The sequence below is a fragment of the Maribacter halichondriae genome (assembly GCF_027474825.1).
Taxonomy (GTDB): domain Bacteria; phylum Bacteroidota; class Bacteroidia; order Flavobacteriales; family Flavobacteriaceae; genus Meishania; species Meishania halichondriae.
Genome location: NZ_CP107030.1, coordinates 4,225,721 through 4,242,399, shown reverse-complemented (window position 1 = coordinate 4,242,399; position 16,679 = coordinate 4,225,721). Strand labels below are relative to the sequence as shown.

At 40.2% G+C, this 16,679-nt stretch carries 12 protein-coding genes and 1 pseudogene; 2 read left to right on the top strand and 11 right to left on the bottom strand.

Annotated elements, in window-relative coordinates:
• The first annotated feature begins 26 nt into the window (after positions 1-26).
• The gene (locus N8A86_RS19900; protein ID WP_273566971.1) at positions 27-1,481 is read left to right on the top strand and encodes a M16 family metallopeptidase; all 1,455 of its coding nucleotides are present in this window, start codon (positions 27-29) and stop codon (positions 1,479-1,481) included.
• Positions 1,482-1,679: 198 nt separating this feature from the next.
• Here N8A86_RS19900 and N8A86_RS19895 read toward each other — a convergent pair whose 3' ends face one another.
• The 10 genes and pseudogenes from N8A86_RS19895 to N8A86_RS19855 form a co-directional block, all read right to left on the bottom strand.
• On the bottom strand, positions 1,680-2,165 hold the full coding sequence (locus N8A86_RS19895; RefSeq protein ID WP_273566970.1) for a hypothetical protein: 486 nt from the start codon (positions 2,163-2,165) through the stop codon (positions 1,680-1,682).
• Complete coding sequence (locus N8A86_RS19890; protein ID WP_273566969.1) at positions 2,162-2,581, bottom strand: DoxX family protein; 420 nt, start codon at positions 2,579-2,581, stop codon at positions 2,162-2,164. Before N8A86_RS19890 ends, N8A86_RS19895 begins: the two co-directional genes overlap by 4 nt.
• 212 nt (positions 2,582-2,793) lie before the next feature.
• On the bottom strand, positions 2,794-3,306 hold the full coding sequence (locus N8A86_RS19885) for a helix-turn-helix domain-containing protein (protein ID WP_273566968.1): 513 nt from the start codon (positions 3,304-3,306) through the stop codon (positions 2,794-2,796).
• A gap of 729 nt (positions 3,307-4,035) precedes the next feature.
• Positions 4,036-6,447 carry an alpha-ketoacid dehydrogenase subunit alpha/beta gene (locus N8A86_RS19880; RefSeq protein WP_273566967.1) on the bottom strand — a complete coding sequence of 804 codons (2,412 nt, stop codon included), beginning with the start codon at positions 6,445-6,447 and terminating at the stop codon, positions 4,036-4,038.
• A 163-nt stretch (positions 6,448-6,610) separates the two neighbouring features.
• On the bottom strand, positions 6,611-9,154 hold the full coding sequence (locus N8A86_RS19875) for a gluzincin family metallopeptidase (protein ID WP_337251677.1): 2,544 nt from the start codon (positions 9,152-9,154) through the stop codon (positions 6,611-6,613).
• Positions 9,151-9,456 (bottom strand): hypothetical protein, encoded by a 306-nt coding sequence (locus N8A86_RS21820; protein ID WP_337251676.1) that lies wholly within the window; start codon positions 9,454-9,456, stop codon positions 9,151-9,153. Before N8A86_RS21820 ends, N8A86_RS19875 begins: the two co-directional genes overlap by 4 nt.
• 14 nt (positions 9,457-9,470) lie before the next feature.
• On the bottom strand, positions 9,471-10,157 hold the full coding sequence (locus tag N8A86_RS19870; protein WP_273566966.1) for an LOG family protein: 687 nt from the start codon (positions 10,155-10,157) through the stop codon (positions 9,471-9,473).
• 72 nt (positions 10,158-10,229) lie between these two features.
• A pseudogene (gene uvrA, locus N8A86_RS19865) lies at positions 10,230-13,098 on the bottom strand (excinuclease ABC subunit UvrA).
• 100 nt (positions 13,099-13,198) lie between these two features.
• Positions 13,199-13,975 (bottom strand): TIGR03915 family putative DNA repair protein, encoded by a 777-nt coding sequence (locus N8A86_RS19860; protein WP_273566965.1) that lies wholly within the window; start codon positions 13,973-13,975, stop codon positions 13,199-13,201.
• A gap of 2 nt (positions 13,976-13,977) precedes the next feature.
• Positions 13,978-15,240, bottom strand: a complete 1,263-nt coding sequence (locus tag N8A86_RS19855; protein ID WP_273566964.1) for a putative DNA modification/repair radical SAM protein — start codon at positions 15,238-15,240, stop codon at positions 13,978-13,980.
• Positions 15,241-15,388: 148 nt separating this feature from the next.
• Here N8A86_RS19855 and N8A86_RS19850 point away from each other — a divergent pair, with 148 nt between their 5' ends.
• A complete protein-coding gene (locus N8A86_RS19850; RefSeq protein ID WP_273566963.1) occupies positions 15,389-16,153 on the top strand; it encodes an XRE family transcriptional regulator in 765 nt (254 codons plus the stop codon).
• On the opposite strand, the gene N8A86_RS19845 is transcribed toward N8A86_RS19850, so the two are convergent.
• Complete coding sequence (locus N8A86_RS19845; protein WP_273566962.1) at positions 16,150-16,581, bottom strand: GNAT family N-acetyltransferase; 432 nt, start codon at positions 16,579-16,581, stop codon at positions 16,150-16,152. The genes N8A86_RS19850 and N8A86_RS19845 overlap by 4 nt on opposite strands.
• Positions 16,582-16,679 lie beyond the last annotated feature (98 nt).

Here is a 16,679-nt window from a genome sequence, read left to right as displayed (position 1 = left end):
GGCTTACCCAAGGAAAACATATTTTGTTGTGCAAACCTTTCCCTGAGTACGATGTTGAGCAGAGTACAGTTGACCGTTCTAAACTACCTGAATTGGGTACTACAAAAACCTCTAAGTTTCCAGAACTGCAGCGTGCAAAATTGTCGAACGGTCTAAATGTGGTTTTGGCCCAACGGGCCGGTGTGCCTACCGTGGTAATGAACTTGATGTTCGATGCGGGTTATAAGACCGATCATTTGTCGAGCCCTGGTACGGCTCAGTTGGCGATGGATTTGTTGGATGAAGGTACCAAGGAAATGAATTCGTTGCAGATCAACGAACAACTTCAGCTGTTAGGTGCAAGTCTTTCTACCTTCTCAAGTCAAGACAACTCTAACGTATACCTAAATACTTTAAAACCTAGTTTGGATGCGAGCATTGATCTCTTTGCCGATGTGGTTTTGAATCCTGCATTTCCTGAAAAAGAATTTGAGCGCCTTAAGGATGAACAGGTCAATTCCATCAAACAGGAAAAAGCGCAGCCTATCGCAATGGCACTTCGGGTCATGAACAAATATCTATATGGGGAAGGACATCCCTACAGTAATCCGTATACGGGTAGCGGTTATGAGGAAACAGTGGAAAAATTGAAGCGCGAGGATATGGAGAAATTCTATAAGACTTGGATCAGGCCGAATAATGCCACCTTGGTGGTAACGGGGGATATTGAAATGGGTGCACTCAAAAGCAAGTTAGAAAAAGCTTTTGGAAAGTGGAAGAAGGCCGATGTTCCGAAAATCACTTTTACGACACCAAAAGTCAATTCTAAGAACACTTTATATCTGATGGATAGGCCAGAGTCGGAACAATCCGTAATTCTAGCAGGGCATTTGACAAGCAAGTATGGAGACGTCAACCAAGTGGCTTTAGAGCAGATGGTAAGTATCTTGGGAGGTGATTTTACTTCAAGGATCAACATGAACTTGCGCGAGGATAAGCACTGGGCATACGGAGCAGGTGGTTTTGTTATGGGCGCAAAGGCCGAGCGTCCTTTTATAGTTTATGCACCCGTACAAACAGATAAATCTGCAGAATCCGTAACAGAATTACGAAAGGAAATTTCTGAATTCATTACTACAAGGCCTGTAACCCAAGAAGAACTGGACAAGGTAAAAACCAACCAAATATTAAGTTTGCCGGGCCAATGGGAAACGAACAGTGCGGTAAACAGTTCTATGGTCAATTTGATAAAATACGATCTTCCTGACGATTATTATCAAAATTATGACAGCAGTGTCCGCAACCTTTCCTTAAAAGATGTTCGAGAGGTCAGCAAGGCCGTTGTCAAACCCGATGCCGTGAATTGGTTCATGGTTGGGGACAGGGCCAAAATTGCCGATAAATTAGACGGACTAGGTTTCGATAATATCATTGAAATTGACGCTGACGGTAATCCCAAAGTTCCTGCAGTGAAAGAGACCAATACGGATATTGAAAACTAAAGTAAAGACATTCAGAAAAAGGTTCCCTATGACCGTCATAGGGAACCTTTTTGATTTTATAATCCTATTGTTTCCGTTTTCTTTCTCAGATTCTATCATCAATTTTAAAATTGCCAACTTGAATGAATCCAACATATAAACATTTAGGGTTCAAAATAATTGAATTATGATTACTTGTGGAATTTGTCAGTTTTATCCTTAAAATCGGGAGTAGCTATAGCGGTTCCTAATTAATTTCTCTTCCGAATCGTCGTACTGTACTTTTTTCGTTATAATGATGTTCTTAGCTCCAAACTCATAAGTCTTATAAATGGTTGCTTGACGATTATCATCCTTGCCCTTAAACATTGTATGAATTGTCAGGGTATCATCCTTGTTTTTCCTTTTGCCAATTATTTCTTCATCACCAAAGTAAGTGCCCCCTTTTTTAAGCCTTATTACGGACTTGGAATTGGCATCTGTTTCATCCGTGTATTGTGTTTCCATAATCACCTGATTTCCTTTAAGTTTCATTTGCATTGTAGTGCGTAGTTCAACCTCTTTGCCATCACTGTAATTAACATACATAAGTTTTCCTGTCCACGAACTGTCATCCCAAGGCATTAATTCTGATATTTCTACAGTAGTTTGGGCCGTTATATTTACGATTGAGCTGATGAAGAGAAAGATTAAAATTGATTTCATAGTTTTCGATTTAAATGATTAAATAGTTTTATGTTTTTCGCGATCAGGTAATCAAGGCCGAACCGGCCCGAACCGAGATATAGGTTATAGATGGATACCCAAAGAAAGCCCATGGCGGGAAGCATTCCCCACATACCTTGTCCCCATTTTTGAAAGAATATAGCAACTAGCATGGTACACATAATTAGAAAGGATGCTAGTCTTGTTTGTAACCCGAGTGCAAGAAAAAGGCCGCCAACTACTTCGCTAAAGGCACCCATCCATGCGAAGAAAACTGGTGCTATGGCAAAAATGCCTCCAAAATTTGCTACATCTTCAGGGAACCAGGCGGCAACTTCGAATAGTTTTAAATTTTGACCCGTTGCTGTCCAAGGCATTCCGAACTTATCGGAACCAAAACTTAGTGTCAGCATCATCCCACATATAAATCTCGGAATGGCGAACAGAAAATCTGCGGACCAGTGGTTTTGAAGAAAGGGGTGATGAGAATTTTAAAGAATTTTTTCATTTCGATTGATTTTTTGTTGAACATGTCAAAATTGCGAATCAATCTTTTGGTGCACGCTTCAAAACGTAAAGAGTCGTCCCAAATACGATTTGAGTCGTCTCAAATGGTAAAATCTATGGTTTATCGAATACTTTTCAAGTATTCGGATGGGGAGGTGTCACTCAACTTTTTGAATACCCGATTAAAAGTCGCCTTACTGTTAAATCCACATTCATAGGCCATGCCGAGGAAAGAAAGTTGCTGTTGTTTATCGGTTTCCAACATTCTTTTGAAACTTTCTACACGATAATCATTGACAAAGTCATTAAAATTTTTATTGAAACCTTGATTGATGATTTCCGACAATTGGGCACGGGTCATATTGGTGCTGGAAGCCAAATCCTTAAGATTCAATTCTGGATTCAGATAGGGTTTCTCACGCTCCATGTAGGCCAATAAGGTTTTCCTTCTGGCCTCTATTTCAGGGTTTATTTCTAAATCTTCTGAAGGGATTATTCTTCTATTTGAAGATACACTTGATTGTTCTTTTGAAACAGGATTAAATGCCAAACCTTTTAATATCGTTGTATCAGTAAAATATCCCATAATGCCTACATAAATAACAGCGAGCGCAGAAAAAACTGGTACCACCATCGTTGTATCCAGCTCAATTCAAAAACAGTCAACTCGATAAACTGTTGTAAAGTAGCATATAGAAATAAAAAACTGTAGATAAATAAAAATTCCTGATCCAGTTGAGCTCCAATCGATAGGTATTGGAGAAAAAATTCTTGATTTTATTTTTATAACTATAATATAGCTGAATTGTAAAAGCCAGATACAGTAACAGTTGAAAGGTATTTAGGGCATTAATGAAAGTGCCCGTTGGCCCCATTTCAAGTTTATTCATTAAAATTCCATTCTGATTTGCATCGAAATCCGTTTGGTTTGCATCATAAACAAATAGCGTAATCTTATACATCACAAATAAAAGTGCAGGAAGAAAATGTTTGAAATCCTTTTTCTAAACTTGAAATCAGATGTAGTAACCGATTTTACATAAAAATAGATAAGGGGAGCAATGGCAAACCCTAAGTTTATGAGCCAATAATTGATTTTGGTATTCCTAAAAGTATCGTACCAATCCATAAAACCAATGGTATATGTGGTTCGATGATAACAGGTAATTAGTACCAAAAACGCTAGAAATATGTCAGAGGGTATTTTTTTATGTCGATATCTTATCAATAAAAGAAACCCAAAGATGATGCCTTGACTAACCAGTACCAATAAAGGTGTAGAGTAGATATTAAAATTTGGAAAGGTCAGAAACATTTTTCTTTTTTATTCCTAAATATAAAGAATCTTAGACAGGGAAATCGATTACCGTAATTTGGGATAATCTCGGGGATTGGTTTCATGCATGATGGCATAGACTTTTTCGAAAATGTCTTCGGCATTCGGTTTTGAGAAATAATCACCATCCGTTCCATAGGCTGGTCTATGTGCTTTTGCGGTCAAGGTCTGGGGAGCACTGTCCAAAAACTTATAAGCGCCTTGATTTTCAAGAATCTCATGCATGAGGTACGCAGAACAGCCCCCGGGCACGTCTTCGTCAATGATTAGCAGATGATTTGTTTTTTGAACACTTTTTACTACTTCATGACGAATATCAAAAGGAAGCAAAGTCTGGGCATCGATAACTTCGACCTCTATACCAACTTCTTTTAGTTGTTTTGCAACTTTGAGAACAATTCTTAGCGTCGAACCGTACGAAAGCAAGGTGATATCAGAACCTTCCATTAGTTTCTCGACGACGCCTATCGGAGTACAAAAGCTTCCTAAATTATTAGGTTTACTTTCTTTAAGACGGTATCCGTTCAAACTTTCAATGATCAATGCGGGTTCGTCGCTCTTCAGAAGGGTATTATAAAACCCGGCTGCCTGGGTCATATTGCGCGGGGCGAGAATGTATACGCCACGTAGTAAATGAATCAAACCGCCCATTTGGGAGCCTGAATGCCATATTCCCTCCAATCGATGTCCGCGAGTACGGATGATAAGAGGTGCCTTTTGCTTACCACAGGTTCGATAGCGTAACGTTGCCAAGTCATCCGTCAAGGTTGCCATGGCATAAAAAATATAGTCTAGATATTGTATTTCGGCAATAGGTCTTAAGCCGCGCATGGCGAGCCCTATGCCTTGGCCAATTATGGTAGCTTCACGGATACCTGTATCCGCGACTCGAATTTCTCCATACTTATTTTGCAATCCCTCTAAGCCTTGATTAACATCACCGATTTTTCCACTATCTTCACCAAAAATCATGAGTTCGGGATACTTTGCAAATAACCTATCGAAGTTATCCCTGAGAATTATTCTACCATCTACCTTTTCAGGATTTGGGTCATACATCGGTTTTACATGCTCAATATTCGTGGCCTTGTCACTATCCTCACTATAAAGATGCGCACTGAATTTCGGTTGAATCTTTTTATAAAAACTGTCTAGCCATTGTTTCAAAGCGTTCTTTTCAGGAGTGTCCTCCCCCAAAATATACCGTAGCGCCATACGGGCAGACTTTGCCAAATCTTTTTTGACAGGTTCTTCAATGGCAATGAGATCATTTTTTATCGTTGTAATGAAACTTTTGTTCGCGCTTTTTTGGGAAACATTGTCCAAAAGTTTCACCAAGCTTTTTTTCATCTCAAGATGGCTTTCCAAAAATTCGGACCATGCCTCTTTCTTTGCAGTTCTGACTTCTTTTGATATTTTCTTTTCCAGTTCCGATAATTCCTCGTCGGTCGAAATGCCCGATTCTAGAATCCATTCCCTAAAACGTTTGTTGCAATCATTCTCACGCTCCCATTCCAATCTAACATCGGATTTGTAACGTTCATGAGACCCTGAAGTAGAATGCCCTTGTGGCTGGGTAAGCTCTGAAACATGAATGATTACGGGTACATGTTCTTCGCGAGCTATATCGGAAGCATTTTCGTAAACGTGCATCAACGCAGTATAATCCCAGCCTTTGACTTTTAAAAGTTCGTATCCTTTTTCGGTCTCGTTTCTTTGGAAGCCACTAAGTATTTTCGAAATATCCTCTTTGGTGGTATGATGTTCTGCGGGTACAGAAATACCATATGCGTCATCCCAAATGCTTATGACCATGGGTACTTGAAGAACTCCACCGGCATTAATGGTCTCCAAAAAAAGGCCTTCGCTCGTACTGGCATTACCAATGGTTCCCCAAGCGACTTCATTTCCGTTTTCAGAAAAGTTTGTAGCATCGATATCAGATAGTTTTCTATAGACTTTTGAAGCCTGGGCGAGCCCTAACAGTCGCGGCATTTGCCCAGCAGTACAAGATATATCGGCACTGCTATTTTTTTGTTCAGTCAGATTGCGCCAGCTGCCATCTTCGTTCAGGCTATTTGTCAAAAAATGACCCCCCATCTGTCTACCACCGCTCATGGGTTCTTTTTCCATATCGGTGGTCGCATACAAGCCATGAAAGAAGTTTTTTGGAGTTAGCAACCCCAAGGCCATCATAAAGGTTTGGTCTCTGTAATATCCGCTACGGAAATCTCCGTTTCTGAAAGAGCGTGCCATGGCCAATTGCGGAAGCTCTTTGCCATCACCGAAAATACCGAACTTCGCCTTTCCTGTTAGCACTTCCTTCCTTCCTAGTAGACTACAGGTTCTACTCAACACGGCCACCTCGTAATCTTTTAGGATTTGCGTCCTAAAATCATCAAAAGAAATGTCGTTGCTTGTTTTGGAAGATATGTCCATTTAAATTGTTTGATATTTGTGCAAAAGTACCGAATCAATTGGATTTTTACAACGGATAAATCGGCATATTTATTATATAATTGTTAAAAATATGACATTTTGAATGCGTATTTCATATTTAAAACATGCAAACCCTCATTTGTTTTAGGAATACGTCAATGAGTTAAAACCACTTTCGAGTAAACAGCCCGGTCAGGGTCTTAATATCGACGGTGACGATAAATCTTATTTTTTGACTATAGTCTGGCTGTGCAACTTCCCAACCATTGTTGGAGTAAAGTGGAAAATACAATTCAAAATAATCGGTCACCAAGTTGAGCCGAACCCCTGAATCATAAACGAATTTGCCCTTTTGTCCCTTATTTTTTACGAAGCCGGCATCACCATACAGTTCAATCCAACGCCAGAGGTTGACACTGGTATTGACCGTACTGAGCCAATCATTCGAAAAACGGTATTGCTCGTCTAAAAACGATTTGAATCCACCTTCGGCAATTATTATTTGTTGGCTATAAAGGCCTGAATCCTCAGACCTCCCCAAGTAATTATAATCAAATAGATAATCGGTAGGCCTGTCTAGGGCAAAACTGAAAAAGTTGCCCTCGGTCTTATTCCTAAGAAATTTACCGGCATAAAAGCGTAGATTAAACTGTCGGTTGTTTTCGAACAGTTTTCGGTATTCGAATTCAAATACGAGTTTAGTGAACTTGCTGGCTTGTTGAAAGTCGATCAGCCATGACCTATAATCGATGATGTGATTGTCGATGTCAAAATAGCGCGCATTAAAAACACTATAATCAGGACTTTCTGGTGCTTGCCCTGCCGCCCTTAGACTTTCATCAAGGTTTCGGAATATATTTATGTACCTAAAGGAAAGTGCCTGTCGTTTATTAGAGATAAGGTCGTCTGGGCGCCAACCGAAACTAACCGAAGGGGTAAAGGTAGAATATCGTGAATTTACGTCAAAATGTGACGTAGAGCCCCGAATTCCATAATTGGCCACATATAGACCGGTCTTGCTTAAATATTTTCTGTACGTCAGTTTTCCAGAACCGACCAGCGTTTTTTCCCTAAAAGAATAGGTGGGGGCAATATCGAACACAAAAGGTCGCTCAAGAAAGGTTTTATTGTACAATCGCATTCCTGGTGTCCAACCATCATAAATATTGAAGTTAACTATAGGAACATAGAATATCTGATTGTAGTATGGGTTTTCGGAATCACGAAAAAAGGTAAAATTTAATTTTTTATTGCTGGAAAGAAAACCACCCAAAGATTTCCAGTTATCCCTTTGATTGAATTCAGGTATCTTTTGGTCATAGTTCAGAACCAAACGATCTTCACCATTTCTTGGAATAGTAAAAGTTTTCTCGGTCTCTATATCCGAAAACCAATACTTTGAGATTACCGTATCATTTTTTAAACCGAACAACGAAATCGGAACAACGGTGCCCTCCTTATTTTTTAAGGTGATGGCTAAAGAGTCTTCCGTTTTATGGACTTTCTTGATTTTGTAGTCGATTTTCCTATCCGAAAAAACGTAATTGTTAAAGAACCAATCGATATTTTCGTTCGAGGACCTTTTTATAACCGATTCAAAGTCTAGAATTTTGACACGGCTTAGTTTATAGAATTCATAAAATGTCTTAATACCTTCATCAATTTTTTCCTTACCGATATAGCTTGCCAAATACGAAAGCCCAAGACCTGCCTTATATTTATTTGCGATTTTTTGGTTGAACCACACCAATGAGTCATTTGATGTAGTCAAAGGTTGATCAAGATTCTTTCTTGCCATTAACATGTAGAGAAATGGATATTGCTCATTAAAACCCATTTTGGCGAGGTTGAAACTTCGAACACCCCAGATTTTCGAAAGTTTACCCAAAAGTTTTTGGTCTGGATAGTACTTTTCGACATAGGCGATCATGAGATAGTTCGCTATGGCATCGCTTACCCACTGTTCTTTGCGCGGATCAAGAAAAATGGTCTCTTCAAGAATATTGATGAGGGCAGTTTTCAAAAACTTCATTTCGAACTGAAATTGTTCTTCGTACGGTCTTATAAATGAAGGAAGTTGGTTAATCCCATAAAGAGGGTTTTTGTTGTAGTCGAGTTCGCTGACCAAAAGTTGTTCATGGGGAAATTCCCCGAGATTTTCGGCAATGAATTGAGTAACTCGATTAATCGAAATATCTTGTGAAATCAAATCGTATTTCGGTGCCACAAGGTCTGTGACCACAGTCATGTCAGGCGTGACATGGGTCCTGAAATTTTGAACAGGTTTCAAAATTAATTCGCAGCTTTTTTGCTTGATACCTTCCAATAAAGCCTCTTGACCCGTTGTCAAAGAGGTTTTACTTAGTATTCTAAAGTTAGTGGCCATGGTTAGACCTCTTGGGTAGGTAATATCGATTGTGGTCGTCGTTACATCGGTATATAGATCCTCCAAATTTTTGTTGGAGTATAGATGCCACTTACCATCATATACGGCAGGTGTCAAGTACCAATCTTTTAGATAATATTCGTTTCTATTACTGTAGCCGTATGGGGTAAATTTATTGGATGGAAGTTTTACGATATAAGTGATAAAAAACTTAACCGATCGATTAGGTAGCAATGGCTTGTTCAACTCGATTTTTAAAATATCCTTGCCGGTGACTCTTATCCATTTAAGACCGCGATATTCATCATCGACGGCACTCAAGATTTCTGTATAACCACGTTCATTGTCTTTGGCCAGGTGAAGACTTTTTTAAATTCCTGGGCAAAACGTTCTGCGAGTCCCGTGTTTTTGTCGGAGTAGGCGTGGGCCCAATCGTTAAAGTAAACCGTTTCTAAAATATCATCCGAACTGTTGACATACTCTAATTCCTGTTGAATACGAATTTCTTTCGTTTCACCGTCCAAGGTCGCCGTAAGAATATTGGTATGCTGCGAACAACAGACCGATATGCCTAAAAAAAAGGCAACAATCACTACAACATTTCTCGTAATCACCTTCTTCATCAATAAGTCAATAGTTAAAAGTTTGGACTTAAGGAGCGCCCTTTGTAGAAAGAATCTATGATTTCCAACACTTCATCTTCAGTATCGACCAACCTTATCAAGTCTAGGTCATGGGGGCTAATATTACCAGCTTGCAACATGGTACCTTTGATCCACTCGAAAAGTCCCTTCCAAAAATCAGTTCCGACTAGAATGATAGGGAATTTTTCAATTTTATTCGTTTGTATCAAAGTGATGGCCTCAAAAAGTTCATCTAATGTTCCAAATCCACCTGGCATAACCACGAACCCCTGTGAATATTTTACGAACATGACCTTACGAACGAAGAAATAATCAAAATCGAGGCTTTTATCCCCATCGATATAAGGGTTGTCATGCTGTTCGAACGGTAAATCGATATTTAGGCCTACGGAAGTTCCGCCTGCTAAATGGGCTCCTCGATTTCCTGCTTCCATAATGCCTGGGCCACCTCCTGTAATAACTCCATAACCCGCCTCAGAAATGGTCTTGGCAATACTTACAGCTAACTGATAGTACTTTTCGTTTTCTTTGGTACGGGCCGAACCAAAGATAGAAACGCAAGGTCCGATTGCGCTCAAACGTTCATACCCATTGACGAACTCGCCCATAATTTTAAAGATGGCCCAAGAATCGTTGGTCTTTATCTCGTTCCAACCTTTATGATGCTGCTCTTTTCTCATACATAAACTTGTATTATTATTCCAGTAAACTTGCTTTTCGGCAGAGAGGGATAGGAATATTACTTGATTTAATTATTTCGAGGCCATGGCCATACCTTTCTTGGGTTTCGAATTTTCCAATTCTTTTATCAAAAACGCTGCCGTATAACTTTTTTTATCTTTTGCAACCTCTTCGGGGGTGCCGGTAGCAACAATCATACCTCCACCACGACCTCCTTCGTAGCCTATATCGATAATGTAGTCCGCCATTTTTATGACGTCCATATTATGTTCTATGACCAGAACCGTGTTTCCTTTGTCTACCAAACGATTCAAAACTTCCATTAGTACCCGAATATCCTCAAAATGAAGCCCTGTAGTGGGTTCGTCCAAGATATAAAAAGTATTTCCAGTGTCTCGTTTCGATAATTCGGTCGCCAATTTGATACGTTGTGCTTCCCCACCGGAAAGGGTAGTGGATTGCTGACCTAGGGAGATATAACCCAAACCAACATCTTGTATGGTCTTTAACTTACGATGTATTTTCGGAATGAGTTCAAAAAAATCTACTGCTTCGTTGATCGTCATTTCCAGTACGTCGGAGATAGACTTGCCCTTATATCTAATTTCAAGGGTTTCACGATTAAAACGCTTACCATTACAAGTCTCACATTCGACATATACATCGGGCAGGAAGTTCATTTCTATCACCCGAGTCCGCCCCTTGACAGGTTTCACATCTTCCTCCTTTAACGTTAAAACTGAATCTTCCTGGTTTGTAACCACGGATTGCCGCTTCGGGGGTTTTCGTGAATAACGAACGTATCTCACTAAAGACACCAGTATAGGTAGCAGGATTGGATCTTGGCGTACGACCAATCGGGGATTGGTTGATATCGATGACTTTATCGATATGCTCCAACCCCTTAATTTTTTTATATGGCATTGGTTTTTTGACACCATTGAAGTAATGGGCGTTCATTATCGGATACAAGGTTTCATTTATTAAAGTGGATTTTCCACTACCCGAAACCCCGGTAACCCCTATCATTTGCCCCAAAGGAAAGTCAACGGTAACATTTTTAAGGTTGTTGCCCGTACAACCTGACAGTGTGATTTTCTTGCCGTTGCCTTTCCGCCGTTTTTTGGGAACTGGAATTTCTCTTCTTCCTGTAATATAGTCGGCCGTAAGCGTATTGTGATTTCTAAGTTCAGACGGAAGCCCTTCCGAAATAATCTCGCCTCCATGTCTTCCGGCCTTCGGACCGATATCGATAACATGGTCGGCGCGTTCGATCATATCGCGATCATGCTCGACGACTATGACAGAATTTCCGATATCGCGCAACGACTCCAAAGATTTTATCAATCGATTGTTGTCGCGTTGGTGCAACCCAATACTGGGTTCATCCAAGATATATAGAACACCGACCAATTGTGATCCGATTTGGGTGGCTAGTCTAATTCGTTGCGCTTCACCTCCGGAAAGTGATTTTGAACTTCGGTTTAAGGATAGATAATCTAGCCCCACATCAAGTAAAAATCGTATTCGAGTACTAATTTCTTTGATTATTTCTTCCGCGATTATTTTTTGGTTTCCCTCAAGAGAGTCGTTAAGGCCATCAAAAAATCCTGCAAGTTCGGCGATATCTAGATGTGCCAATTCAGCAATATTCTTTTCGCTAATCTTAAAGTTCAGTGACTCTTTTCGTAGGCGCGAACCCTCACAAGTCGGGCACACGATTTTGTCCATATACTCTTTCGCCCAACGTTTTATCGAAGTAGATGCTGCTTCTTCAAACTGGTTTTTGATAAAATGGGCTATGCCCTCATAATCGATTTTATAGTTTCGCTTAACACCCAGCGTTTTTGATTCGATTTCAAAGGTTTCATGGCCACCGTTTAACAAAACTTCAATCGCCTCATCCGGAATTTTTGAAATGGGATCGGTCAATTCGAACTCATAGCGTTGTGCTATGGTCTCGATCTGCTTAAAGGCCCATGATTTTTTATACTCTCCCAAAGGGGCTATTCCACCGGATTTTATGGATAATTTTTTATTCGGAAAGATTTTCTTCTCATTCACTTCATACACATGCCCTAGACCATTGCAATTGGGGCACATTCCCTTGGGGGAGTTGAACGAAAACGTGTTCGGCTCAGGTTCGGGATACGAAATACCCGTGGTCGGGCACATCAGGTCGCGACTGAAATATCGAGCTTCCGATTGCCCTTCTTCCAAGACCATAAGCACATTATTGCCACTATACATGGCCGTGTTGATGCTTTCCGAAAGTCTTTTGTCCATATCATCGGTATCCACAACTTTAAGACGGTCGATTACGATTTCAATGTCGTGTGTCTTATAGCGATCCACCTTCATGCCCTTGACGATATCCAACACTTCCCCATCTACCCGAACTTTAACGAAACCTTGCTTGGCTATCTGTTCGAAAAGTTCACGATAATGACCTTTACGTGATTTGATTATTGGGGCAAGGACATTAATTTTTTTACCCCTATAATCAGCTTTGATCAGACCCTTGATCTGTTCATCACTGTAACTTACCATTTTCTCGCCCGTATTATAGCTGTAGGCATCGCCCGCCCTAGCGAACAACAGTCTCAGAAAATCGTAGATTTCGGTAATGGTACCAACCGTAGAGCGGGGTGATTTTGAAGTCGTTTTTTGTTCAATGGCGATAACGGGTGAGAGCCCGTCTATTTTATCAACGTCGGGTCGTTCCAAGCCGCCTAAAAACTGACGTGCGTAGGCTGAGAATGTCTCAATGTACCTGCGTTGTCCTTCAGCATAAATGGTATCAAAGGCTAAGGAGGATTTTCCACTTCCCGAAAGCCCCGTAATCACTACCAATTTTTCCCTGGGAATGGTTACATCTATATTTTTAAGGTTATGGACACGTGCCCCTCGTACCTCAATATTTTCCTCGTAATTTATCATTTTTCAAAGCAAGGATGCAAAAGTACGATTTTGGGAAGTAAAATGGAACTGGGGTTTGATTATAACTTTGTTAATTGAGTGAACAGTGAACTGACGACTATCAAACCGCCTCCTTCTTCTCGCTCAAATACTTCCAATAGCGCTTCGGAACATGCTGTGCATGTAGTTTCCTATTAATACGCGATTTGATGTTCGTGCTTTTAAAATAGTTGTTCCATAAATCTTGATAATCATATTCCTCGCCCGAAAAGGTGTCGCTTTTTCGAATGCTATTGGTATGGATTTCCTGTGAATCCAACGAAATGATTTCCACACGTTGAAGGTCGTAAAAAAGACCGTATTTGCGTTTTACATCATAAATGATCCATTGCTGGTCAGCATATCGCGACCGGAAATGTTTTGAAATCAACGGTAGCACATCAAAATCGGGTTCGATGTTGGCAAAATAGACTTCGTCTTGGGTCAACTGAAACCGGACAAAAGCTTCCATTCTATGCTTTTCACGCCCCACACTTTTAGCCAGTTGACTGATTTTCAAAACGATGCCATCCGAATAATCGGAATGAATGGATCTTTCGGAAGCAAATAACTTCCGAATGTATCGATAGAGTAGGAGCTCGATACCCTTGGTCTCACTTAAATAGGCAAAGTAGATATTCTTGATGGCCGAGCTGCTTTTGGCCTGAATACCGTTCCACACACGTTTTGCCTTTTCGATACTGGTGAAAATCGTTTCCGTGTCGGAGAAAAGTCCGTTTTGGCTTACCGAGTTTTTTTGAATGTCAGCTACGTGAACCTTTTCCTCAAATGCGATAAAAACCGCAGTCAGAAACCCGTTAAAACTTCCGTCGTAGATAAATGTTTTTGAATCGTTCATAATCAAGCGAATAAACTAAGTTGTGTACTATACTCTTTTCTAAACTTCCCTGAGGAATTCTGTAAAATCATTCCCTTTATTTTTTCTGCTTCAAGGTCTCGATGCTCCCATCGGGCCGAATCGCAAATAACAAAGTATTTGGCTCTATTCAGGGCCACACCGATTTTCTTTAGGTGTTCCCAATTCAATTTTCTAAAGCGTCGTGCGCTGATAATCTTATGAACGGATTTCATACCCAAGCCAGGAATACGTGCCAACAACTGTTTGTCGGCGGTATTGATGTCGATTGGGAAATATTCCAGATTCCGCAGTGCCCATCCTAATTTTGGATCAATATCGATATCCAAGTTCGGATGTTCGTTATTGAGGATTTCCTGCACTTGAAAACCGTAAAATCGTAATAACCAATCGGTTTGATACAGTCTGTTCTCTCGAAGCATCGGCACTTGCGTTCCTATGGAAGGCAATCTTTTGTCATTTGCGACCGGAACATACCCGGAATAATACACCCGCTTCATATTGTAGTTTTTGTAATAATGTGTGGCCGAGTACATAATATCCTTGTCAGATTCTCCCGTGGCTCCAATGATCATCTGTGTGCTTTGTCCGGCAGGAGCGAATTTTGGGGTGCTTTTGATAATTTTCCGTTCCGATTTGAATTGAATGATTTCGTTTTTGACTTTTAACATCGGCTTTGTAAAGTCCTCATGTTTTTTATCGGGCGCCAATAATTTAAGGCCAGAGATTGTGGGGATTTCGATGTTTACCGACAACCTATCGGCATACAATCCGGCCTCATACATTAGTTCATCACTTGCTCCAGGAATCGATTTTAGATGGATGTATCCATTAAAATTTTCTTCCAACCGAAGCTTTTTTGATACAGCCACCAAACGCTCCATGGTGTAATCCGGACTTTTGAAAATTCCCGAACTCAAAAACAACCCTTCAATATAATTCCGGCGATAAAAATTGATGGTCAAATCGACAACTTCCTGAATTTTAAAAGCGGCTCGTTTTATGTCATTGCTTTTTCGGGTCACACAGTAGGCGCAATCGAAAATGCAATAATTGGTCATTAAGATTTTTAAGAGAGAAACACATCGCCCATCTTCAGTATAACTGTGGCAAATGCCCATACCCGAACTGTCGCCCAAGCCTTTATTGGTATTGGTTCTTTTACTACCACTACTGGAACAGGAAACATCATATTTGGCGGCATCGGCCAAAATGTTCAATTTTTCTTTGATTCTTTCTAAGGACATAGCATTTTTGTAATATATCCAAAATTATGGAATAATTCCTAATTATGGAAATAATCCAAATAATATTTTGGATATATTCCATATTTCGTATATTTGGAAAAGAGAAAAGATTCCGCCTTCGCGAGAATGACAATAAATGTTTCTATTGATGGAAAATGAACTTACGCTAAAACGCTTTACCGATATCCGTAGAGAATTGGGCTATACCCAAGCTGAATTTGCGAACCTCTTAGGGGTATCAAACACTACGGCTGATATCGAACGAGGCCGAACAAAATTATCGGGCAAGGTGGTAGCGGAATTGTTGCGGCAATTCAAGATCAATCCACTGTGGTTGTTCGGGGAGAGTGAACAACAATATTTAGAGACCTCGAATACCAGCGTAATTCCCAAAGTTGTGACGGTGGATTCGTCGGATCAGGAGAATATGGTCTTGGTCAATGCCAAGGCAGCTGCGGGGTACCCACAAAATATTCAAGATGCAAGCTGGTACAAACAATTGCCGGCATTCGATTTGCCGATACCGGAGTTTAGAAATGCCACCTATCGTGGGTTTCAGGTGGAAGGCGATAGTATGTTGCCCAATCTGAAACCGGGAGAGTGGGTCTTGGCCCGCGCCGTAGAACATATCGATGATGTGAGCCCCAATAAAATGTACGTAGTCGTTTTACAGGATGCCGTGTTGGTCAAGAAAATTGAAAAACGCCCCAATTCAAACAACATTACCTTGGTTTCGTTGAACGAAGCTTATCCTCCTTATGAAATAAAACCATTTCAAATTCAGGAAATTTGGCAAGTAAGCAGTAAGATTACTTTTGGTGAGGATGCGACTACCGAAAAAGGGTTGTTAAAACAACTGCAAGAGTCGATGGAGGAACTTAAAAGTCAGTTTAATAAACAACATGCAAGTTAATCCAATATCAAACGATACAATCCGCTATCCTTTAACTGAAAGCCCAAACTTTTATAGAGGTTGATGGCAGGTTTTCTATGATGGCCTGAAAAGAGTAATACTTCGCTCAATTTTCGGTTTTGGGCTTCCTCAAGTAGTTTTTCAATTAGTTTTCTGCCGATTCCTTTTCCTCTATGGTCGCTATGGACGACCACATCTTCGACCATACCCTTATGCCCTGAAATAACCTTGTACATCGCCATCATGGCAATGCCCATAACCGTTTTTTCTTCCCTACATAATACAACTACGATATTCGGATTGTTCTCCAGCACTTTGGAAATGGAAAGCTGTTCTATAGTGGAATTCAATTGGTTGTAAAGTTCAACAATTTCCTCTTGGAGCGACATTTCAATATCGTTTTCCTTTAAAATCTCAATGGTCATCATTCTATTTTTTACTGGAACTATAAAAGTATAGCTCCATGCATCATTTTCCTACTAACTTTCAATTATTGTATATTTAGATGTTGCACAAACACATTTAA